The following is a 22,132-nucleotide window of genomic DNA, read 5'->3' as shown; positions in this document are numbered from 1 at the left end:
CTGCTTGTAAAATCGATTCCGCAGGCGGCTATGTTGTTTCTCTTTATCGTGTTGTATTTGATTTTGCATGTCTTTGTCAGAGCATGCTTCGGCTTGACTTTGGTTTAAAGGCGATAGTTTGTAGTAGGTCTCGTTTTTATATTTAACAATGTGCGTAGTTAACATAATTAAGCACGTTAAATAAGCCTTGCTTGTTGCAATAACAGGCTTTGTTATGATCAATGTACTCTTGTTGTCTAGACTTTCGCAGTAGTTTTTATGTCTTTTTGCTCTTTTATTTCTGTTTTTCGTTTTACGCGGCCCTTTTTTGTCTTGCTATTGTTACTCTTACCTACTTATAGCATTGCTCAAAATCAGGTTGATATTCAGCTGAATATGCAGCGGTTTATTGGTGGTGAGTCAGCACTTAGTCGAGAGAAATACTTTAATTTGCACTCCAATTGGTCTGAGAATCAAGTTACCTTAGATGAGTTGGAATATATCACGACAGAATTGAATGTAGGTTACGGGAGAAACTTCTGGGGGCCTTATTCTGTTCATAGTGGGGGAGCGCCTTACCCCAGTGAAAGTGACGCTATGACCAACGGTGCCGCTAATATTAGTAGCATTAAAAGACATAATAATTATCCCTATTTTAGTAAACGCAATGTGATTACCCAGCACCCTAGGGATGCCTATATTGCCAATGAGGATCCAGTGCAAAGAGCTGCTTGGGCTGCGCTGTATTTTAAATACTACTTTGATGATGAGACCCGGCCTGAATTTTATGAGCCAATTAATGAACCCTTTGTGCATGCTGGCGAATTTGGTATTGATGCAGACGAAGCTCGGGCTCAAATAACTCAACTGTTTAAAGAAATAGGTAAAGCATTTGATGAGCAGGATATTCCCGTTAAGGTTATTGGTTTTGCTAGCGCTTGGCCTTCATTAGAGTTGTGGGATTTTCGTCATTTTAATGAGCGTTTAAAAATGTTTATGGATGAGGCCGGCCCTTATATGGATGCGATCTCTGTTCATTTATATGATGGCATTAATGTAACAGGCTCAAATTCTCAGCGTTCTGGCTCTAATCTTGAAGCTATTATAGATTTACTGGAAACCTATAGTTACTTTAAGTGGGATTTTGTTAAACCATTAAGCATTAGTGAATACGGTGGTATTGAGCGTGGTTATGGTGATGATTACAGTGATATTAAGCATGTTCAAAGTGTGCGTTCAATCAATAACATGCTGTTTCAATTGCTTGAACGCCAAGACCGCATGTTGACCTCTATTCCTTTTATTACCGGTAAAGCTGCTTGGTATTATAGTGCTGAAAATAATTGGCAGCCTTATGGTGCGACTTTATTTCGACCCGACCCAGATTCTATTGTTAATGGGCGTCCGACACGGTTCTTCTACACTCCTCGAGTGTATTTCTATCAGCTTTGGTCCGATGTGAGTGGTCAGCGTGTTGCATATTCAAGCACAAATGAAGATATTCAAGTGCAGGTCTTTGTTGAAGGGAATAAGGCTTATATTGCACTTAATAGCCTTTCAGAAGTTGATGAAATGATCAGTCTTAATATTCATCAGCAGGCAGAACCCCCCTCAACCGTTAGACGTAAAGCTCTGAAGATTTATCCAAATGAATCCCCTATTTATAGCGATGAAATGCTTGATCAAATACCATCGAGTGTTCGCTTGGAGGCCGGTGAAACGGTTATTTATTCTTTATCTTACGAGAAGCCTCTTGCTTTTGATTCACGTCGTGATCTGAAACACTATTATGCTGATGAGCATTTATTAAGTATTCATGCCGATCAGACCTTGGACTTTCATTTTAACGGTTTGCAAACGGGAACCGGACGCTCGTTGTTAAAGCTCGGTATTGGCCGCGCTCACGACAAATCTAAAGTGCCTGAGTTACGTTTAAATGGCCATGAGTTAGCTGCGCCTACTAATTGGAAAGGTGGTGATCAAGCTACGCGTGATTCTTTTTTTGGCGCCTTACATGTTGAATTTGATAATTCTATCTTGCAGGAAAATAACCTACTGACAGTGACTTTCCCCGATAATGGTGGGCGAGTAAGTTCGGCTGTATTACAAGTTAATATCGATACTGTAGAGTCTGCTCCGGCATCCGATAGCATCGCATTTGTAAACTTGGCTACTAGTTTATTGTATGATGGAGCGTTTAATTTAAGTGTTGATTATGACGCTGCCCAAACTCGAGATATTGTGTTTGAACTGTGGAAGTCTGGCACTTGGTTGCATACTCACACTCTGAGTGTTGAGGCGGGGGCTGCTCGGGCTGACATTCAATTGGTATTAGAAAACACGCCTGTTGCCGCGGCTGATTACCAATTAAAATTATCGATTAGACCGACAGGGGCCGGCTGGGAAGACAATTTAGAGCTTGTGACTCAAGATAATGTTGAGATACGTCTGCCAAGCCCAAGCCCAAGCCCAAGCCCAAGCCCAAGCCCAAGCCCAAGCCCAAGCCCAAGCCCTGAGCCGACTTCTGAACCCAGTCCAGAGCCTAGTATTGAGCCCAGTCCAGTACCTAGTCCGGTATTCAGTTCACAAGTGATTCCTGCGCCTAGCCCTGAGCCTAGTCCAGATTCCAGTTTAGAGGCCGGAGTGAGTGTTGACGAAGCCCTTAGTGGTGGCGGTGGTTCGATATCTGGCGGGCTTGTGTTTATGCTTCTGATGCTCTTAGTGGCTAGTTTTAATGCTAGGCGAGGCCAGTTACATTTAAACTGACTAATAGCTTATAGCCGTCAAAAGCTAAACGGTGGGGGTGTTCTGTTTATTGGTTTATTTTAGGGAACGTAGTATTTAAAAAGCCCTGCGCTAAGGCAGGGCTTTTTTGTTTAAGCGCGTTTACTGAAACTTAAACTGTTGGTTGTTGCCATTGCCACAAGCCCACTGCTGAATATTACCGCCATTCGCTGTTGATGAGCCTTGCACCGTTAAACATTTATTACTGTGCTTGGCCTGCAGTTGAAACCAGCCGTTACTTTTATCAACCAGTTTGAATTTTTGGTTATCGCCGTTGTAGCAATTCCATTGCAGCACATTGGCACCGTTGGTGGTTTGTTTTCCACCGATATCGACGCATTTGTTGTGCTTGGTTTTAACAAGGTAATAACCGCCGCCTGCAGACTGGAAAGTAAAGTCTTGGTTGGTGTTATTGCCATTACAACCCCACTGCTGAATATTCGCGCCGTTGGCACTGCTGCCCGCTGCTAGGTCTAAACAACGATTGCTGCTACGGCTTTTCATTGAGGTTTTACCACTAGGCGCTGTTAGGTCACCGCCACTGTTGCCACCGTCATTTCCACCATTATTACCCCCTGAATTAACGGGCTTATAAACGCGAATCCAGTCAACAAAAAAGATACTCTTATTACTGTCGTTTAGCTCAGCCGTGGTTGGGCGAACATCACGCCAGTCTTGGTGCTCCATATCAATAATGATGTGCATGGCTTTGTTTAAGCCAGTGCCGTTAGTAAAGTCATTGGGGTCAATCATGGCTTTACCAGAAACACTTCGAACTTTTACGCCGTCAATGTAGTAGTCCAAGTTCCACGGATCTTTCCAATGAACACCATAGCGTTTCATGCCCGAGCGATAGCTTTCACCGCCATTATAAACCCAAGAACCTGCATCTTTAGGTTGGTAATCTTGAAAAGGGTCGCGAATAAATACGTGATGACTTACATGCATACGCTGGTCGTACCACTCTTGGCCTGGGCGATCACTACCGTAAGACTCCATTGCATCAATTTCTTGAGTCGAATCTGGACTAAGTAACCAAACTGCATTGGCCATCGTGTTGTTAGTAGGTTTAACTCTTGCCTCCATATAAAGAGGGTAGGTAAAGGTTTGTTTTGAAGAAATAATTCCCGCATAGATCTTATTGGTGCCGGCTTTAGCAGAGGCTTGAAGGCCTAAAGAGCCGCCGGTGGTATAAGAGTGACCTGGATTAAATTCTGTATCGCCCGGCCCTTTCCAAGCATTGATAAAACTATCCTTCCAGCGATTAGTAAACTGAGAGGGTTTGTTAGTGGGGCTTGCGGAGTAATTAAAATCATCGGAGACTGATTGTAGCTGCCATGTTTTACCAGAGCCTGCCGAGGCGGGAATAGAGATACCATCCCAGTCGGCTGCATGTGCTGAAGCACAGACAAGTAGGGCGCTTGCGCATAAAGAAAGTTTTTTTATCATTATTACTATCCTTTTATCGTATTGGATTAATGTACACCGCACACTAGTCATGAGCTTAAGCAGCTGCATGGCTGTAAGGCGAGTTGTTACAACAATCAGCGATACAGCAAAAGAACCTCGCTAATCTAGGGGGGTGTTCTGTGCCTTGGGCTCTTAGCCAAGGATCACTGATACGGAGCTCATATGGTTAAATTAGAGCTGTATCGCTTTTATATCGTTCTGCATTAGGGGCTAACTCTTCTTCAGCCTGCATCGATAGCGAAGAGAACTTAAATCACCGTCTTGTTGTTTATAGCTCCAAGCCAAGATTGGCTGAACTAGGAACTGTTAGATTTATTCTTACAAGTATCGGGCTTATGAACTTCTAAAAAGAAAGCTAACACTTACGAAACTTAAGCGCAAAAGAATCTGTTCTAATATTGATCTCAATGCATAATAGTGAAAAGTTATTAGTAGAGTTGATGCGCTCATTGGGCTCTCGGTTGGCATGGATGTTCTTGTGGGGTTTTAGGCGACACCTTTGATTGAGATGTGGTTCACTGTTTGTACGTTTTTTGAATTCACCACGAGGGTAGATCGGTGATTGCGCGAAGCGCTTTAATTGATCAAGGTTTTCGCTGCACGATTATGTGTTATAGCTGCTAACTGCTACTCAATTGTGCTTAAATAGCTGCTTTATATGCTTTAGCCGCAATAGGATTTGCACATGTCCCTTTCCTTGTTTTCTCGTATCTGTCTTTTACTTTCCCTACCTTTATTACTGCTCTCTTGTGGGAAAAAAGAAGCCCCTCAAATGCCGACCCAAAAAGTACTGCTTGCAGAAGCGGTCGAGCATGAATACACGCCTAAGCATTCCTATGTCGCGCAAATTAAAGCTGTGAGTGACATTAAGGTATTGCCTAAAATTAGTGGCTATTTAGAAGAAATAGCCTTTACAGAAGGGCAGTTAGTAAAAAAAGGCGACTTGCTCTTTCGTATTGATGACAAACCCTATAAGCCGGCGTTGACTCAGGCTGAGGCCCAGCTTAAGAGCAGTAAGGCTAGTTTGATTGATGCACGCGGTAACTATGAGCGTGGCCAGCAGTTGATCGCCGATAATTTTATCTCTCAGTCAGATCTTGATCAGCTATTAGCGCGCTATGAATCAGCTAAAGCTTCAGTTGATAGCGCTGAAGCGGCCATTGAAGATGCTAAAAACAACCTAGAATACACCCGTATTACGGCTGCCTTTGACGGCCGAGTTGGCCGAGCAACTTATGCGGTGGGTGACTTGGTCAGTGGCAGTGATGAAGCACTGACAACACTGACCTCAATAGACCCTATTCGTGTGCAATTCAGTATTACTGAAAAACTCTACCTACACAGTAAGCGAGTTAAAGATGAGCATTCGGTAGATGAAAAAGATGGCCGTGAGTTATTTCAAGTATGGGTGCAGTTGAATAATGACTATCGCTACCCTGAGCCAGGTAAAATTGATTACGTAGGTAATCGTGTTGATACCAATACTGGCACCGTGCGTATTCGTGCAGAGTTACCTAACCCCGATGGTTTTTTGCGCCCAGGTATGAACGCCACCGCTGTGGTTGAAACCTTAATCAGTATGAAAGGCGCGTTTATTCCACGTGTTGCCACCCAAGCAGATCAGCAGGGTACCTATGTTTTTGTGGTGGGTGACGACAATGTTGCTAATAAGCGCTATATCACACTAGGCAAAACCAACCTTAATGATCTGATCGTGGTTGATAAAGGCATAGAACTAGGTGAGCGAGTTGCTACCAAAGGTTTGCAGCGTTTACGCTCTGGCCAAAAAGTAGAAGTGGCTGAAGCTAAACCCATCATGCCCGAAAAGCCGGTAGACCCTACAACCGCAACCAGTACCGAGGGTTAAGGCATGATCAGCGAAACGTTTATTCGTAGACCCAAGTTGGCCTTGGTGATCTCGCTTGTATTGACCTTAATGGGGTTGATCTCTTACGTATCTTTACCTGTTGCCGAATACCCACCGATTAGTCCGCCAACCATCAGTGTTAGTGGTGCTTATGCGGGGGCTTCATCGAGTGTGGTAGAAGAAACTGTCGCAAGGCCTATTGAAGATAAAGTGAATGGCGTAGAAGGCATGATCTATATGAGCTCTAAGAGCTCAAATGACGGTAGCTATCGCCTTGATGTGACTTTTGATGTTGGCGAAGATCCCGACATGGCCTTAGTGCGAGTACAAAATAGGGTCAAACTGGCCGAACCTATGCTACCAAGCGAAGTGACCTCGGCCGGTTTAAGCATTGATAAAAAATCACCTGATATTTTGATGATTGTGAGTTTTTTTAGTGAGGATGAAAGCCTCTCTTATACGACTATTTCAAACTATCTGAAAATTAATGTGCAGCCGGTTATTAAGCGTATTAACGGTATTTCAGATGCCTCTATTATTGGTGCCGCCGATTACTCAATGCGTTTATGGTTAAACCCCGTAAAGATGGCCAGCCTTGGTTTAACAACCAACGATATTGTTAATGCTCTACGTGAGCAGAACGTACAAGTTGCCGCAGGTAAAATTGGCGCACCGCCGTTTTCAGAAGAGCTGCAAATGGAGTACAGCTTGGTCGCAAAAGGTCGCCTGACGACTGCTGATGAATTCGGTGAAATAGTACTGCGAACGGGAGACTCACAAAACATTGTTTATTTACGTGATGTTGCACGCGTAGAGCTAGGCCAAGCAGACTACAGCGTAACTGGTAAGTTAAATAACAAGCCTGCGGTTAATTTATCGATGTATTTGTCTCCGGGGGCTAACGCCTTGGATGCCGCCGAAGAAATACTTGCCGCCATTGAACAAGAGAAACTCTATTTTCCTGACGGTCTTAAATACGTTGTTAGTTACGACACCACCGCTTATATCAGCGAAAGTATTAACTCGGTAAAAGAGACACTGATTCAAGCCGTTCTCTTGGTGGTCATCGTGATCTTTGTGTTTTTGGGTAACTGGCGTTCGGCATTAGTACCTGCGGTGGCGATTCCGGTATCACTGGTAGCGACCTTTACCGTATTGCTTGTTACAGGCATGAGTATTAATACCGTTAGTTTATTTGGTCTTGTACTTGCCATTGGTATTGTGGTGGATGATGGTATTTTGGTTGTCGAAAATACCGATAGGCAGCTACGTGACAACCCTGACTTCAGTGTGCCACAAGCCGCTATTGCCAGCATGAAGCAGGTAACAGGCCCAGTTTTGACAACGACCTTAGTATTGCTTGCGGTATTTGTTCCTGTTGCTTTGTTGCCAGGTATCACCGGGCAAATGTATCGACAGTTTGCCATCACCATTTGTGTGGCGGTGCTTTTTTCTAGTGTGAATGCACTTACCTTAAGCCCTGCTTTATGCGCCATTTTACTTAAACGTGAAGAAAAGCAGCCTGCTTGGTATCGCTGGTTTAATTCAAGCTTTGAAGCTATAACTGCACGCTATTCACAGGGTGTGGCTTTTTGTGTACATAAAAGCATAAGGGTGATGTTTATCTTTGCTTTGATGCTGGCAGGTTTAGCTTGGTTAGGCTTAACCACACCTACGGCTTTCGTCCCGCCTGAAGATAAAGGCGTGATCTTGGTGAATGTGCAATTACCAGATTCCGCTAGCCTTAATCGTACAAGTGAAACGGTTGAACATGTCAGTGATATGCTCTTACAAGACCCCAATGTTAAATACGTTACCAGTTTTGCAGGTTACGGTATTTTATCGGGTACGGCAGAAAGTAACTCGGGTACCTTATTTGTATCTTTAAAGCCTTGGGAAGAGCGAGAAGGTTTAATTAACAGCTCTTTTGCCACCACCCAAAAAACCAATGGTAAAGCCTTTGTAGGGTTTCCAGAGGCTCAGGTTTATGCACTTAATCCGCCGGCTATTAACGGTATGAGTGTGGCCGGTGGTTTAGAGTTTGTGATGCAAAGCAGTGAAGGTCAAAGTCCTGAAGAGTTATCTAAAGCCATTAATACTTTTATCGGCAAGGTGCAAGAAAACCCAGGTATAGAGAGTGCTTTCACGACCTTTAGTGCATCGACACCTCAATACTTCTTAGATATTGATAGGGTGAGAGCGAAAAAACTGGGAATTAATTTGCAGGAATTGTTTTTAACCTTGCAAACACAATTGGGCTCTTTGTACGTAAATGACTTTAGTGTTTATGGCCAAAACTATCGTGTAATGATGCAAGCTGATGCGCAGTATCGTATGAGCTTAAACGATATTCAGAGTATCTATATTCGCAGTGTTGATGGTGAACCCATCCCACTAGCGACATTAATGAATATTCGCCAGGTGACAGGCCCCAAAACCATTGAGCGCTACAACACTTTTTCTAGCTCCGTACTTCGTATTAGCCCAGGGCAAGGTATGAGTTCAGGTGAAGGTATTCACTATCTACAGGAACTCGCAAAAACAGATTTACCAGCGGGTTATAAATACGAGTGGACAGGGCTTACTTTCCAGCAAATTAAAGCCGGTAGTGTTGCAGGTATTGCCTTTGCTCTTGCACTTATTTTTGTTTATTTGTTTTTGGTGGGGCAATACGAAAGTTGGAGTATTCCTGGCGCTATTTTGTTGGTGGTTCCTATCGCTTTATTAGGTGCTATTGGTACCGTAGCCATACTTGGTTTGTCTCTGAATCTGTATGCGCAAGTGGGTTTGGTTTTACTCTTGGGCATGGCTGCTAAGAATGCGATCTTGGTTGTTGAGTTTGCCAAAGAGCAACGCGAAAAAGGCCTAGCGATAGATGATGCCGCTCGTGAAGGTGCAAGCCAGCGTTTTCGTGCAGTGTGCATGACAGCCTTCTCATTTATCTTAGGTATTATTCCTTTATTAATGGCATCCGGCGCCGGTATGGTCAGTCAGAAGTCACTCGGTTTTACCGTATTTGGTGGCATGCTTGCCGCACTGTTATTAGGAACCTTCTTTACCCCTGTGTTTTACGCAATTATCCAAAGGATAAGGGAAAAATTCAAAGGGGAGGCCGCAGCCAAACCATTAGCTTAAAGCCAGAGGCAGGGTTAACACCCTGCTTTTTTGTTTGTGGGTTAGGTAATTTATAGATTGTATTTATAGATGCTTGGGTATTGGGTTTGTTAGATTGAATGTGTGAATATAGATATAAGGTACGGGCTAGGCTGGTCCGTCTATATCTAGATGCGTGTTTAGATATGAGTATTACGATAAATAACAGTTATGAATTAAGTTGAAATATAGAGTAGTCAGGTGACTTTACTCCTTACAAAGACGGTTGATGTTGTTTTTAACAGGAAGTTCTTTATGTCGAGTGTAAGCGGGAGCTGTTTAATTGCGTGAATAGAGTCTAGGAGGCCTAGGCTTTTTCGTCACGGTTCAAGTAATAACTAGGGTTTTTCAATTCTTGGTCTTAGTAAAAAGGTGCAGGGATAGGCAGTGGCGCCCTAAGGAGTAGTGAGAATGAATATACGAAAATTTTACACGCCACTAACTATTGGTTCTTTTTTGGTTGCTTCAGCTAGTGGTATGTTGATTTTTTTTGAAATGGGGCCAGGCAGTGTAAGAGCTACTCATGAATGGTTAAGTGTTGTTTTTTGGGGGCTAGCCTCCTTCATATCTATAACCACAAAAAGTCATTTTTTAAGTACTTTACCAATAATAGTCGCTACTTCATATTCGCAGGTTTATTCCTTGGTTGCGTCTTATTTTTGGTGTCATTTAAAGATATCTATTCAGCTGATGCAGCGTTTACAAAGATCTCAAATGCAAAAATAGAACATATAGCCCCCTTATTCGATGTTGATCCCAAGAAAATTGTGTCAGAGTTAAATGATGCAGGTATGAATCATGTCAGTTCAGAACTGTCGCTTAATGAAATAGCTGTATTGAACAACGTTGATATCTATGACGTGATAGAGCCGTTGTGGTTAATTGAATCCAAATGAATGCCCTCATGAATATATACGCAAGTCGCTTTAGAATATCTCCGTTGTTTTTTGTTGCTCTTGTTAATACTCTCTTCATTTCTGCTTGCGAGAATGTACCGATGAAAAAAATACTTACTTTGACAGCTGTTGCTGCCTTTTGGGTGTCATCACCCTCAGTGGCTATGACGCCTACAGGGAAAAATTTTAACGATACAGGTAATATTTTAGCCCGTTCTAAACAGCACGTTAACATTGAATATGAGATCATGGTTCAGCGTGCAACTCAAGCTGCTATTTATTATATGCCTGCGGTTGCTCAGGTGGACTTTATTAAAGCCACTAGGCGAGCCGGGGGCGATTACGATACCGTTAATTTTGTAACTAAACCTTTTGGTTCTGAGAAAGGTTTTTTAACTGCAAATGATACTACCGCTTACGCCTGGGGTTCCATCTCTACGAAGAATGGCGCAATGGTTGTTGAAGTGCCGCCAATGAGTGAAAAGATAGACTATTTCGGTTCGTTTATTTCTGCGTGGCATGTACCGATGCTTGATGTTGGCTCTAAAGGCGTTGACGAAGGTAAGGGCGGTAAATATCTATTCTTGCCACCAAACTATGACGATAAACACGGCAGTGCACGAGAACTTGAGGCTAAAGGTTATATCATCGTACCCAATATGGATGGACATGACGCTTCTTACTCATTCCGTCCGACACTTTTGAATGGTGCTACTCACGCGGATGCTGGTAAACATGCTAAAGGCATAAAAGTGTATTCATTAGAGGAAGCTATTAAGGGGGTAATCGAGCCTACTGAATATCTGGATGTCACGGCCCTTTCGTACGATTGCTTGCCTTATTACAATATGACATTTATTGAAGATATAAACGATGTTGTACAAAACAACCCAATACGTGAGAAAGATCGCGCTATGTACTCACTGTTGCAAAGTATTGGTATTAAAAAAGGCGAAGCGTTTAATCCTACCCCAGCCCAGAAAAAAGCTGCACTTGAAGGCTTAGAGCTTGCTTATTCTTATATGCAGAAAAAATTTGTTACAGAAGGGGAAACAGTAGCGCCACTTTGGGTTAAAGATGGTGAAAAGCGCTCAGAGTGGTCATTCTGGAATTTTGGTGAGCAGGCTAAGCTGGGTTTCCCATTTGAAGATGGTGAAGAAATCTTAATCGATAAACGTGCGGCTTCCTATTTTTATGTAACTTTTTTACCGAGCAAACTCGGCGGCGCTACTTTCTATCTAACCGGGCTGCGCGACTCTGATGGCAATCTGCTTAACGGTGAAGACACCTACAAACTCAATGTGCCTGCGGATGTGCCGGCAAAAGATTTTTGGTCGGCTATTGTGTACAACATGGAGACTAAGAACTTTAACCGTGATGTGGATCGTGTTGGGGCATCGACTAAAGACTTAGATAAAATGGTTGCGAACGCTGATGGTTCCGTTGATGTTTATTATGCTCCTAACCTAGATAACGTACCCAAAGGCTATGAAGCTAACTGGGTCACCACAGAAAGCGCTACAAACGCTAACGATTGGTTCTTTCTGTTTCGTTTATATCGCCCTGAAACTAAAGACTGGTTTAAAACTTGGATGTTGAACGATATAGAAAACATCTCTAAGTAAGGCCATTAAATAAGTGAAACTAAAAAGGCTATATTAGTTAGCCTTTTTAGTTTGTTGATTGCTTGTGTAGCGTAAGTTCCTTATTGAGGCTGTAAATTCCAAATATCATTTCGTTGAGCGTCTAATACTTGCTGATCGATAGCAGCAATTTGACCGTAAATTGCTTGCCAATTACTGGTTCTCATTTTTAGGTCATCAGTAATGCCAGCGCTATAGTCAATACCGTTGGCGGGATTTAAAGCAATCGTGCGAGTATCCTCGTGCGCTTGGCGTAATGTTATCCAAATGTTGGGGTTAAATTCTGACGTGTAGGTAATGGCTTGGCGCATTTTGGTGGGGACGGGCTCCAACCTTGTATTGCCTTGCCTGTCTGTGAATCTTAAGGTTTTTTGCTCGTCGACATTAACAATGTAATAAAAGCTGCGGTCTTGTCTTAGTACCCAGTTTGCTATGCCTTCAAACGGGATCATTGCTGTATTTAAGGCGTGGCTACCAATAACTGTATTAAAATTAGAATAACGGCGTTCATGCAGGATGCCAGCACTCACACCAATCATATGTAGCCTTTCCCAGCTTCGCCCGAGACCGGCTTCGCGATCACCGACAACAGAGCCAAGATCCCCATTAATTAATCCAACTGCTGAGCGGGCCATATCGCCAGGTAATGGGCCTATATTCCCAGCTTGATTATGCAAAGTGCGGTGTAGCACTCCACGAGGTGGGTCATAGGGGGTAGCGCTTGCGAACCATTGAATGTCGCCAGAGACATCATAACCGTTGGGGCTAAGTCGGAAATACATGTGATCAACCTCTTCCATGAAAAATCTAGCGTAAGAGGGTACATAACGGTTAATTTATAAACAAGCTGTTTGGCTGATCAGCCCTCGTAAGCGATGGATGTTCTATATCATAAAGCTTGGCCCGGAAGCCGTTATCATACAGGTAGAGACTAACTTCAAATAGTGAAAGAACATCCCGAGCTCGAGAGAAGAATGTGATAGAGTTGGCATTATTGCGCTGGTTGGATTTTGAGCGAAATGTATATTTCCTTATAATGCTCTGCTGCACTTTAAATGATTATGCTCTATTGATGGTCGGCGCGCACTCTTACTTTTTCCAAAGGATAGTGGCTCTTGCTTTACGAGCCTAGGTAATGGACTTTATATATGAATGCACAAGCAAATCAAATCGCACAACAGGCGGGCTTCTCCCGTACTTCAAGCACAGCAAGCCAATTTATTCTATTTGATGATGACACAGACGGGCGTTGCGGACGCGCGGTTTATATCGATAGCGCTTTGTTAAACCAGTTTTCTGGTGGCAGTGAAAAGGGTAAAGCTGAGTTGCGCTATGTGTTTCATCGCATCAAGCAGCTTAAGGCCAAGGCTGGTGGCCTATCCTCACACTTTGACCCTGCTAACCCTAAACAGCGTGTATCGATGATAGGTAAGGTGAAAGTTTCTTATACCATCCTTCAAGATGGCCATAATCATGGTAAGCCATCGGGGGTTTATATTACAGGTTTGGATTTGGCGAGGTTTAATGACCTTGATCCAGGTCTTTATCATGTTGAGCAAGATCGTCGAGATTTTGTTTTAAATAAAAAACCGCAAACAGAGATTAAAACGACTAGGGCTGCGGTGAATGGGCTTTGTGAAGATGCAGAGCAGGCGGCTTCTACAATTCTACCTCCAATGATAGATACTGCTTATGGTGATCAGAAGTGGGCAAGAGAGGCGGGTGGTTTGGCTGCGGATGATAGCTATACCTTATTTTTTAACCCGCCCCAAATGTATAACAGTGGTAAACCATTAAAATCACAGGCTGAAGGTCTAAATCAGCGTTATGCGGCTCAAAGCCTAGCAAAGGCATTACTGCGTGCTCAGGCAAAAGGTAAAAAGGTGCAGTGGACGGTGCATGGTGATGGTATCCATACTTTTCACAACGCCCTGAAGCTGGCTGGTAATAAAGATCTTAGCTGTCATACAGCCGTGTTTTTAAGCCCCAATAAAGATGTTAGCCAAATACTACCGCTGATGAAAAATACACAAATGGCCATTCACGATAAGGTGTTCGTTAGCCATAAACACGATGTGAACAGCCAAGCGGCACAATCCGGTAACGGTGAACGTTTGCGTAAGGGCCTAGTGAATATGGGCTACGATGCCGGTAAAGCACAAGATTTTAAAACCAAGGCCAATGAAAGGGTGCTGGGTACTGGGCAAGCGATACTTGGCACCTTGGGGGTGGGTGGCGCTATTGGCGCAGCTATCTTGGCTCCGGCAACGGCCATTCCGACTTTATCGGTTGCAGGAGCTGTGGGTTCCGGTTTTGCTTTAAAAGGCATGTATAACAAAACCACAGCAGCTAAAGATATGGTGGCTGCCCGCATGAATTCGACAGAGCGTGAGGCGAACCCCCACTTAAACCCGTTTGCGGATGAGGTTGAAATGCGGCGTCGCAGCAATGCTCACTATAAAGCTCAGGGTATGAGTTTTGTTCGCCGTGTATTAATGTTGGGATAATTGATTGATGAAGTGGTTAAATGTACTAAAAAATAGAGTGCTGGGTTCAGATTTGGCTTTGACCCGGCCAGATTTTACTCACTCCCCAGAGCTTGAACTCGATTTGAGTGGCAATAAGGTGATTTTAAAACATGCTGCGCATACAGCTATGTTCCCTATTGACCAGACTTTCGGAAAACAGGATGTTTTGGATGTCTCTAAGTTGTTAAAAGGGAAGGACGGTAATTATGGTGAAAGAATTTATCTTCGTGGCTGGACAATGCGTGGTCGAGGCAGCAAATCTTGGGGGGGGGTGGAGCTAAGTGGATTTATTGTAAATTATTCACAAGTGGATAAGGACATAAATTTATTCCGCCAACGTGATTTATTAAAAGTTGTTTTGCTTGAAACACACGGGCAGTTTGGACTGCAAAATGAGGGCTCAAAGCTTGGTGATTTAGGTGATGGCTTCTACCAATATCCTGTGTCGGCAAAAGAATTAAAAGCAGTGAGCTTTTCGGGGCTAAAGTGGGTGATGTCTTCTGGGGGAGAAAAAGGGGAACCGAAGTGGCCTTTGTTTTTTATCCCATTAAGCAAAGAGTGCGTTTTATTTTTCAGATTTAAGCTAAAGGCCTATAATGGCTTGGACTACTTCAGCCCAGAAACCAACCTTCAGCAGACCTGTGATGCCGTAGTTAAAGAATTTATGCAGAACGTAACCATAGAGTACTCTGCACAATCGTTGGCCGACAAAAAGCAAGCTGAGGCTACGGCCTAGCTTTATGCTACCTAGTCTCTTTGCGTCTCGGCGTGTGAGTTTAACGCCTCAAAATATCAGTCGTTTCGAAATTTTATTGTTTCGCGATCAATTAAGTTTCGACCTACCTAAAGTTAACGCCCCACCTAAACCACCTGTTTTTTCATCAGATAAAAAAGGGGTGGATTTACGGCCCTTTTTAAATACTTTATCGAAAAGCCAATACCCCTTTTACGAAGATGTTGATAGTCGATCAGTGACCGTATTTACAGGGGGGTGGTGCTTGCCACACAAGCCTTTGTGGGGGCCGCATGTGGCGGAGCTGCATTTTACCTTACAAGCCCATGAGGTGACGGAGCAGCAGAGCTATTGTGATAATGCACTGGATGATCAGCAGTTGCGCCTATGGTTGGCACAGCACTATCAAGAGTGTGATGAGCTTATGGCCATGTTGAACTTTAAAGATGCAGGCAATGGTTTTGCTTTATGGCAAGAAAGAGAACCTGATACCGCTAAGCGGGTTGAACCACTTATAAAGTGTATAACGGTCTCAGGGCGATCGATTTACACGCACGAGAATAATAACTCGATCGATCTTTGGCTACCTTTTGGTAAGCGGGACATAATGAGTTTTAGTTTTAACCTGCAGCTTGTTGCGCCAGAAAAACCAGAGGCTTGGTCTGATATCATGAATAAGGCTCTGCAAATTGTGGACTGTGTACAAGACAGTATTTGCTTGATAAAGGCCGATGACCTGTCTTTAGAAGAGCATTAATGCTCAGTCGGAGGATGTCTGTTTCGGCACGTTATTTTTTAAAATAACATCAGTTTTTCCCTAATACTTTTCTCGCCTAATGAGTATAAGAACCCTTAAATTTACGCAGCATTTCTTTTTAGTATATATCGGTGCGTTATCATATTGGCCATACTCTGGTTAAGGATAAGAGGGATGGCATACAAAGGTGTAACCGAAGAGGTCTGTTCCGCACCCGAGTAATTCATGTTGCATAATGTTGTTATGCAATGGATACAGTGAGAAAGCACGGGTGTTTTTGGTGTTGGCGTTAAAATGATTGAAAGCGCAATGGATTGATAATCTTCCCCCTGGGCGTGTTTGCTTTTTCTATGAGAAAAAACATCCCCCCACTGCTTACACACTGGTGCCCTTATTCTCAAAACTCCTTTAAGAGCACGATGCCTTGTTTGCCTTTACGCCAGCGCTAACGAGGTGTTCGGTAGGTATTGGCAGTGGGCAAGGTGGCGAACAAATGATGTGTCATGCTAACTAACTCTGCCCAGATTGGCTTAGATTGGAAAGGCACAGGGCAATCAGCTGCCCGGCAGGCTCAAAGCCAAGGTGCTCAAATACGTTATAGGCTCGGTGCTGATTCCTCTATGAGCCCTACGGCTTATCGAGCAACGGATAACAGCACTATGGCGGCGGTCTTTGCTATACACGGTTTAGGTCTGGCTTGCTAGCTCAAAACCTTAAGTTATCGAAAAACAGGGCAGTTCATGCGGGCGTGAATGATTATTCGCTTTAAATGATCATGCGAGGGCACGGATTGCACCTCGCTGTTTTACCGTTTCTTTTCCTACCTACACGGAGTTCTCTGTAAGCAAGGCCTTTTCACTTACGCTTCCTTTTCATTTTTATTGCACATTCTTTGCCATTTATTTACTCGCTTTATTGGCAGAGTTGACGGCTGCCCTCTAGCTCTTAAACGTGTTTTATAAAGGATTTGTGTGATGATCTCTCTACAAAAGAACCGTCTTATTCAGATGTTGTATGTCGCTGTGCTTTGTTTGTTAGTCTCTTGTGGTGGCCAAAATAGTGAAGGAGGCAGCGCGGCTTCTGAGGGGGCACTTGATAATGACGTTGTAGATGAGGCCGAAGGTGATTCGAACCCTGCAGAGAGCGTAAGCAGCGCTTTAGCTCTAGGTACTTCGGTAAATGTCTTGTTGATAGTAGGGGATGATATTGGTGTTGATATTATTAGCGGCTACCAAGAGCAGCCGAATTACTCAGCGCAAACACCGACTTTAGATAGTTTAAGCAAAGAGGGGGTGCTTTTCAGAAATGTTTGGGCGAATCCTATGTGTTCGCCTTCACGGGCCGGCCTGCTTACGGGGCGTTATGCTATTCGCCATGGAGTAACTAGCCCAGGCAGTGAGAATAGCGCTTTAGATCATAGTGAAACGACACTTCCTGAAATGTTATCAGAAGCAAATATTAAATCAGCCCTTTTTGGTAAATGGCATTTGGGTAGAGGTTTAGGCAATTACCCAACAGAACACGGTTTTGATTATTACTCAGGCTCTATATCCAATATTGATGATTATTTCAATTGGGTAAAAACCACCATTGCTTTTCCTGGTGCAGAGGCAGAAGAAATAGACGAGTCGGGTTATGCCACTGAGGTGGTTGCCAAAGAAGCTGCACTGTGGATTTCAGAGCAAACGTCACCGTGGTTTGTTCAAGTCAGCTTTAATGCGCCTCACTCCCCTTATCATGTGCCGCCTAGCTACGCTTATTCTTCTGATTATCACTTAGAAGGAGAAGAGGGGGATATGTGTACAAGCTCCATTTTAAACGATGATGCTGCATCTTGTTATCGCGCTGCAGCCGAAGCTATGGATTTTTATATAGAGCAGTTGCTATCTACCATATCTGCTTCGGTACTTTCTGACACGGTTATAATCTTTGTGGGTGATAACGGTACTCCAGGCGGTGTGGTTATTGAGGAGAGTCACCTACCTTTTAGTCAGGATCACGGTAAACGAACCATGTACGAAGGTGGTGTTAATGTGCCGATGATTATTTGGGGGGGAGAAAATACAGGAATCGATGCCTCTGAAGTGCAGGCCTTGGTTAGCATTCAGGATGTTTATTCTACCGTGTTGGCTCTGGTTGGTCTGCCTCAGCCTTCGGGGGTTAATATAGATGGCTTTAGTTTAATGGCATACTTAGACAATGAAAGCAGTGTGTCTCTAAGACGGCAGACTCAATATTCAGAGCTAAAAAACATTGAGGATGACCTAGATAGATGGGCGATAAGCAATGGTGATGTTAAGTATATAAATAATGAAGGTATGGAAGAGTGTTACCAACTTAGCGTCGACCCGAGTGAGAGCGCTAATCTTTATTTTTCTTCAAATGAAGTAGCAGAACTGTGTGATCAATTAATACTAATGAGACCTCTTGCTGATTAAGCTACAGGCGCTTATCTTGTGCAAGGTTCTTGTGGTGCTTCCTGTGGTGTCACGGCTAGGGATGTTACAAGGAGTATAATTTGACTAAACATGTATTGGCTTTTGAGCACACTACCGCCATTATTACTGGTGCCGCCTCCGGTATTGGTAAGGCACTTGCGTTAGAGCTGGCGCAATTCAAACGCCCATTCTAGAAGGAGGCAAGTACGGTAAGCTACCCAAAGGCATGAGCCCTGATCAGGCCAAGGTGTATTGGGGTAAGTTACCTATTCCAGCTGATGTTTTTGCAGAAAAGGCACTTGATCAAATCGAAAAAAAATAAGGCTGTTATTATCAGCCCCAAACTGTGGGCCTTACTATATTGGTTGTATCGCTTCTCATGGCGGCTGTGGTTTAGGCTGTCTAGCCAAGGTTTTATTAAAGCGAAAAAATTAATAGATAAGGTGTCAACCTAGTTTTATATCTTTCTGTATGTGTATCGATAATGATTAGCTGGATGAGATGCGGGGTTTAGAGGGAGTAATGTATTACTTTGGTTTTCTTCTTTTGTTCAGTTTATCCGGCTGCTCTTCGGGTTTTTATTCTGGTACCTATAAAGGCATAAACCTTGGGAAACCAAAAATTCATCTGTTCTTATATGGTGAGTATAAAAACGATTCTTCGCGCTTTTTAAATGCTTTTGGTGATGGGGGGTATGAGGTGGTTTTAAGAGAGGGCCTGCCTCCACCCAATCAAGGGTCTAACTTTATAATTCATAGTCCTGACTTAAGTCCAGACCATTTTTTAGAAGTTGATGCTGTTTTAGGTATTTTGCATAGAGAAGGGGTGAAGGATATTCTTCAATACCAATACCGTCTTGCTAATCATTCCTATACCTCTAAAAACATCGGCGTATATTTATTATAAAAAAACTATTAATGGTCACATGTTGCTATAACAGTTTTATGGTATGTGTGCGGCCTAATCAGGCTCCTTGTGCTCGATTGCTCTGTTTTTGAAGAGCAAACCCCCTATCCTGTTGCTATATTGTTAACTCGATAGAAATAGCATTGCTCAAGGAGATAATAATGTTGACGGTTCCACGCCAGTTTAATGATGGACTTGTACTTCTACTTGCGACCCCTAGCGGCTCTAAACTATTGGAGTCTCGGGCATTAGATAACGCTATAGGGGTATCTAATGTTGATCTTCAAGCTTATGGTTCCGCCATTGATGCGACGACTATCCATCTTGGTTCCATGCGGCTGTCTGCGGCGAACCAAGCATGTGTTTTAGCTCATGAATTAACACATTGTTTGGATTTTACTTTTTTAGGTAAGCGTTTAGATGAATTAACAAGCGCCATGATTGGGGCAAGTGAAATTAACGCTCATTATAATCAAGGTTTGATAGCTAAAGAGCTTTCTTGTATTTCTGGCTTGGAAGACACATGGTCCAATATGGTTCAGCAGATGAATAGAGGTAATTCGACATTTGGTCGTATGTTTGATGCATGGACTCGAGATGACGTCTATAGCTACCTCAGTTCAACAAAACAATATGGACGACATGTTGAGGCTCTAAGGCAGTCAAAGATTTTGTACTTGTGGACTAGAGACGATCAGTGGGAGAGTGGAAATACAATGTTTCACTGTGAAGCACACTTGGAGGCTAATAATACAGCCGGCCCAATGCATTCAGTGTGGGGCTAGTTAACTATATTGGTTGGTGCTAGGTTTGAGCTGTCTTTGACACTCACCTAGCTTGTTGTCATATTTATAGGGCAAATATCACTCATCTTGAAGTGATATTCTCTAGACTTTGATTTTTTTAATGTGGCTTTTTCTTAGCTATTGTTTAGTCGTGATTGATTGGCCTGTTCTGCTTAAAAAACGTACTTTTATCTGTTTGTATTCTTGCTCGTAGTTTTCTCTTTATACCTTTCTAGTAACACCTTCCTATTTATATTTCGTCCTTATAAGCGCTTCTTGTTTATAAATTACTTTTCTTTGATTCGTTAAATTTTTATTGCTTATATGAAAAGTGAACTGCTTCACTGTTTTCTTATTTGTAATAAAAAAAATAATGTTTATTTGGGTTTTTTATGTAGGAAGGCTTTGGTGAAGGAATGATAAATAGGGTGTCATTTTAAGTGCTTTTTAATATTAAAAATTCAAGCTCTAGGTGATGAGCTTTGTTTAGGTGTGTTCTATTTTATGTTATGTCTGGTTTCTTGGAGCTTAAGGTAAGTGAGGGGGGTAATAAAACGTATTTGGCTAAGTTAATAAATTTGATTTGTTAATTTTTTAATGGAATTGATTGCATTTTTATAGCTCGGTTTAAAAAATGAGACTTGGCATAGATAAAAATGTTTTTAAAACAGTGAAAATGGCAAGTGTTAAACAATGTATATTTGTTGCAGGTTGCTTGAACTGTGAAAAAGTTAAGATGAATGGCAAAGCTGTGGACTGTGTCGCGTTTTTATCTTGGGTTTTATGAACGGATCTGTAGCGCTGCTTATTCAATTACAACTATTAGCCTGAACGGTAATTTAAAAACATAACTGGAGATGGATATGGATATAGTCAATAAGTGGCGGTTTATGTTGCTTTTTGCTGGCATGCCCCTTGCGGGAAGTCTTCATGCCGCCGAATGTGAGCATACCATTGTGAATCAATGGGGTACGGGTTTTACAACCATGCTCAACATAAAGAATAACACAAACGAAACCATTGATGGTTGGGAACTTACCCTTGATTTTCCCGATGGCTCGAGCGTAGGGCACCTGTGGAACGGTAGCGTAAGTGGCACTGGCCCCTTTCAGGTGGCTAATGTCTCATATAATGGCACGATTAAACCTGGGGCCAGCATTACACTTGGATATAACGGTGTTAAAGGAAAAATAAATACGGATGTGGTGCCTCCTGTCTTAGGTGGTATATGTTCTGACAGTGGAACGGGCCCAGTTATTCCTACGAATGAAGCGCCTGTTGCTCAGGTCGAAGCTTCTGTTCTCTCTGGTACGGTGCCTTTACAAGTAAGCTTTAATGGCAGTGGCTCTTCGGATCCTGATGGCGATAGCATGAGTTATCTATGGGACTTTGGTGATGGCACTACGTCTACAGAGGTTGCACCTTCACATACCTATACCCAGCAAGGTAATTATTCCGTTTCACTTATTGTAAGTGATCAAAGTCTTAACTCGCCTGCTGCAACACTAACTATTGATGCTAATAATCCAGTAGATCCAGTAGATCCAGTAGATCCAGTAGATCCAGTAGATCCAGTAGATCCAGTAGATCCAGTAGATCCAGTAGATCCAGTAGATCCAGTAGATCCAGTAGATCCAGTAGATCCAGTAGATCCAGAAGTTATTTACAGTCTCGATAGCAGTAAATCTTCTTTGTATTTTGTTTCTACCAAAAAGACCCATGTGATGGAAACTCACGAATTTACATCGTTGTCGGGTGCTATTTCTAATACTGGTAATGCTCAATTAACTATTGCTCTAGCCAGTGTTGAAACCGGCATCGAACTGCGTAATCAGCGTATGCAAGAGCACTTATTTGAAACCTCGGTATTTGAGCAGGCGATGGTAACACTGCCTGTTGATGTGTCGGCCCTTACCGCTATGGCAACAGGGGCTACGCAGTTGCAAGATATTGCGGCGACTCTGGATCTTCACGGTATTAGTTTAGAAATTTCCACTCAGGTTAATGTGACAAAACTCAGTACCGGGCTATTGGTTGAATCAACTAATCCAATACTGCTTAACTCGAATGACTACGGTCTTGCAGTAGGCGTTGATACCTTAAAAGATCTCGCGAATTTAGATCATATAAGTTACACCGTGCCTGTTAATTTCACTTTGTTTTTTAACACACCTTAATCGAGTTGGGAGAATA

16 protein-coding genes are annotated in these 22,132 nt (G+C 42.9%); 14 read left to right on the top strand and 2 right to left on the bottom strand.

The features are described 5' to 3' along the window. Window positions 1-258 precede the first annotated feature (258 nt). A complete protein-coding gene (locus AB1S55_RS18040) occupies window positions 259-2,745 on the top strand; it encodes a hypothetical protein (protein ID WP_370979584.1) in 2,487 nt (828 codons plus the stop codon). A gap of 120 nt (window positions 2,746-2,865) precedes the next feature. On the opposite strand, the gene AB1S55_RS18035 is transcribed toward AB1S55_RS18040, so the two are convergent. Then, window positions 2,866-4,212 (bottom strand): RICIN domain-containing protein, encoded by a 1,347-nt coding sequence (locus tag AB1S55_RS18035; protein WP_370979583.1) that lies wholly within the window; start codon window positions 4,210-4,212, stop codon window positions 2,866-2,868. A 706-nt stretch (window positions 4,213-4,918) separates the two neighbouring features. Between AB1S55_RS18035 and AB1S55_RS18030 the strand changes: the two genes are divergently transcribed. The 5 genes from AB1S55_RS18030 to AB1S55_RS18010 all read left to right on the top strand — a co-directional run bounded on the left by AB1S55_RS18030 (window position 4,919) and on the right by AB1S55_RS18010 (window position 11,774). Next, on the top strand, window positions 4,919-6,100 hold the full coding sequence (locus AB1S55_RS18030) for an efflux RND transporter periplasmic adaptor subunit (protein WP_370979582.1): 1,182 nt from the start codon (window positions 4,919-4,921) through the stop codon (window positions 6,098-6,100). Window positions 6,101-6,103: 3 nt separating this feature from the next. Next, entirely contained in the window at window positions 6,104-9,235 is a 3,132-nt protein-coding gene (locus AB1S55_RS18025) for an efflux RND transporter permease subunit (protein ID WP_370979581.1), read from the top strand. 429 nt (window positions 9,236-9,664) lie between these two features. Beyond that, on the top strand, window positions 9,665-9,979 hold the full coding sequence (locus AB1S55_RS18020) for a hypothetical protein (RefSeq protein WP_370979580.1): 315 nt from the start codon (window positions 9,665-9,667) through the stop codon (window positions 9,977-9,979). A 41-nt stretch (window positions 9,980-10,020) separates the two neighbouring features. Further along, on the top strand, window positions 10,021-10,149 hold the full coding sequence (locus AB1S55_RS18015) for a hypothetical protein (protein ID WP_370979579.1): 129 nt from the start codon (window positions 10,021-10,023) through the stop codon (window positions 10,147-10,149). 8 nt (window positions 10,150-10,157) lie between these two features. Then, window positions 10,158-11,774: a DUF1214 domain-containing protein gene (locus AB1S55_RS18010; RefSeq protein ID WP_370979578.1), complete on the top strand. Its 1,617-nt coding sequence runs from the start codon at window positions 10,158-10,160 to the stop codon at window positions 11,772-11,774. An 80-nt stretch (window positions 11,775-11,854) separates the two neighbouring features. On the opposite strand, the gene AB1S55_RS18005 is transcribed toward AB1S55_RS18010, so the two are convergent. Continuing rightward, window positions 11,855-12,592, bottom strand: coding sequence for a hypothetical protein (locus AB1S55_RS18005; protein ID WP_370979577.1), 738 nt, complete (start codon window positions 12,590-12,592; stop codon window positions 11,855-11,857). Window positions 12,593-12,940: 348 nt separating this feature from the next. On the opposite strand from AB1S55_RS18005, the gene AB1S55_RS18000 reads away from it, so the two are divergent. The 8 genes from AB1S55_RS18000 (at window position 12,941) to AB1S55_RS17965 (ending at window position 22,116) form a co-directional block, all read left to right on the top strand. Continuing rightward, window positions 12,941-14,299, top strand: coding sequence for a hypothetical protein (locus AB1S55_RS18000; protein WP_370979576.1), 1,359 nt, complete (start codon window positions 12,941-12,943; stop codon window positions 14,297-14,299). A gap of 118 nt (window positions 14,300-14,417) precedes the next feature. Continuing rightward, a complete protein-coding gene (locus tag AB1S55_RS17995) occupies window positions 14,418-15,056 on the top strand; it encodes a hypothetical protein (protein WP_370979575.1) in 639 nt (212 codons plus the stop codon). Window positions 15,057-15,060: 4 nt separating this feature from the next. Further along, window positions 15,061-15,810 carry a hypothetical protein gene (locus AB1S55_RS17990; protein WP_370979574.1) on the top strand — a complete coding sequence of 250 codons (750 nt, stop codon included), beginning with the start codon at window positions 15,061-15,063 and terminating at the stop codon, window positions 15,808-15,810. A 503-nt stretch (window positions 15,811-16,313) separates the two neighbouring features. Further along, window positions 16,314-16,514 carry a hypothetical protein gene (locus AB1S55_RS17985; RefSeq protein ID WP_370979573.1) on the top strand — a complete coding sequence of 67 codons (201 nt, stop codon included), beginning with the start codon at window positions 16,314-16,316 and terminating at the stop codon, window positions 16,512-16,514. 270 nt (window positions 16,515-16,784) lie between these two features. Beyond that, window positions 16,785-18,248 (top strand): sulfatase-like hydrolase/transferase, encoded by a 1,464-nt coding sequence (locus AB1S55_RS17980; RefSeq protein ID WP_370979572.1) that lies wholly within the window; start codon window positions 16,785-16,787, stop codon window positions 18,246-18,248. 522 nt (window positions 18,249-18,770) lie between these two features. Continuing rightward, on the top strand, window positions 18,771-19,154 hold the full coding sequence (locus AB1S55_RS17975) for a hypothetical protein (protein WP_370979571.1): 384 nt from the start codon (window positions 18,771-18,773) through the stop codon (window positions 19,152-19,154). A 161-nt stretch (window positions 19,155-19,315) separates the two neighbouring features. Then, window positions 19,316-19,939 carry a hypothetical protein gene (locus AB1S55_RS17970; protein WP_370979570.1) on the top strand — a complete coding sequence of 208 codons (624 nt, stop codon included), beginning with the start codon at window positions 19,316-19,318 and terminating at the stop codon, window positions 19,937-19,939. A gap of 863 nt (window positions 19,940-20,802) precedes the next feature. After that, window positions 20,803-22,116: a cellulose binding domain-containing protein gene (locus AB1S55_RS17965; protein WP_370979569.1), complete on the top strand. Its 1,314-nt coding sequence runs from the start codon at window positions 20,803-20,805 to the stop codon at window positions 22,114-22,116. The last annotated feature ends 16 nt before the right edge of the window (window positions 22,117-22,132 follow it).

Source organism: Agaribacterium sp. ZY112 (assembly GCF_041346925.1).
Classification (GTDB): domain Bacteria; phylum Pseudomonadota; class Gammaproteobacteria; order Pseudomonadales; family Cellvibrionaceae; genus Agaribacterium.
This window is presented reverse-complemented; position numbering and strand designations above follow the sequence as displayed.

Excerpts from the sequence above, each read along its gene's own strand:
- AB1S55_RS18020 (WP_370979580.1), top strand. The coding sequence starts at position 9,665 with ATGAATATACGAAAATTTTACACGCCACTAACTATTGGTTCTTTTTTG.
- AB1S55_RS17970 (WP_370979570.1), top strand. The coding sequence starts at position 19,316 with ATGTTGACGGTTCCACGCCAGTTTAATGATGGACTTGTACTTCTACTT.
- AB1S55_RS18030 (WP_370979582.1), top strand. The coding sequence starts at position 4,919 with ATGTCCCTTTCCTTGTTTTCTCGTATCTGTCTTTTACTTTCCCTACCT.
- AB1S55_RS18005 (WP_370979577.1), bottom strand. The coding sequence starts at position 12,592 with ATGGAAGAGGTTGATCACATGTATTTCCGACTTAGCCCCAACGGTTAT.
- AB1S55_RS17985 (WP_370979573.1), top strand. The coding sequence starts at position 16,314 with ATGCTAACTAACTCTGCCCAGATTGGCTTAGATTGGAAAGGCACAGGG.
- AB1S55_RS18010 (WP_370979578.1), top strand. The coding sequence starts at position 10,158 with ATGAATATATACGCAAGTCGCTTTAGAATATCTCCGTTGTTTTTTGTT.
- AB1S55_RS18000 (WP_370979576.1), top strand. The coding sequence starts at position 12,941 with ATGAATGCACAAGCAAATCAAATCGCACAACAGGCGGGCTTCTCCCGT.
- AB1S55_RS17990 (WP_370979574.1), top strand. The coding sequence starts at position 15,061 with ATGCTACCTAGTCTCTTTGCGTCTCGGCGTGTGAGTTTAACGCCTCAA.
- AB1S55_RS17965 (WP_370979569.1), top strand. The coding sequence starts at position 20,803 with ATGGATATAGTCAATAAGTGGCGGTTTATGTTGCTTTTTGCTGGCATG.
- AB1S55_RS17980 (WP_370979572.1), top strand. The coding sequence starts at position 16,785 with ATGATCTCTCTACAAAAGAACCGTCTTATTCAGATGTTGTATGTCGCT.
- AB1S55_RS17975 (WP_370979571.1), top strand. The coding sequence starts at position 18,771 with ATGTATTACTTTGGTTTTCTTCTTTTGTTCAGTTTATCCGGCTGCTCT.
- AB1S55_RS18035 (WP_370979583.1), bottom strand. The coding sequence starts at position 4,212 with ATGATAAAAAAACTTTCTTTATGCGCAAGCGCCCTACTTGTCTGTGCT.
- AB1S55_RS18040 (WP_370979584.1), top strand. The coding sequence starts at position 259 with ATGTCTTTTTGCTCTTTTATTTCTGTTTTTCGTTTTACGCGGCCCTTT.
- AB1S55_RS18025 (WP_370979581.1), top strand. The coding sequence starts at position 6,104 with ATGATCAGCGAAACGTTTATTCGTAGACCCAAGTTGGCCTTGGTGATC.